The sequence below is a fragment of the Corynebacterium sp. HMSC034A01 genome (genome assembly GCF_001838175.1).
In the GTDB taxonomy this organism is placed as follows: domain Bacteria; phylum Actinomycetota; class Actinomycetes; order Mycobacteriales; family Mycobacteriaceae; genus Corynebacterium.
The window spans coordinates 1-243 of record NZ_KV835968.1 but is presented as its reverse complement, the minus strand read 5'-3'; the positions used below and the strand labels follow the sequence as shown (position 1 = coordinate 243).

Below are 243 nucleotides of genomic sequence, written 5' to 3'. Positions count from 1 at the left end.
GTCGCCGAATTCGTGCTCCATGTATTCCGCCCCGGTCATGGTGGTGCCGTCGGTGCAGATCAAGGTGACCTCGTCTGCGTGGCCGGAGTGGATGCGGGCCCAGTCGGCGATCGGCACCAGGATGATCGGGCGGAAATTCGCCTTCGGTACGCCTTTGCCGTCGCGCAGGATGCTGATGAGGGTGTGGGCCATTTGGGCGGCGGCGGGGTCGTCGGTGTCGATGAGTTGTCGCAGCAGGTGCTC

1 pseudogene is annotated in these 243 nt (G+C 65.0%); it reads right to left on the bottom strand.

Annotation, left to right across the window (positions count from 1 at the left end):
- Nucleotides 1–243 (bottom strand): annotated as a pseudogene (locus tag HMPREF2791_RS12065) (HNH endonuclease); the annotation flags it as partial.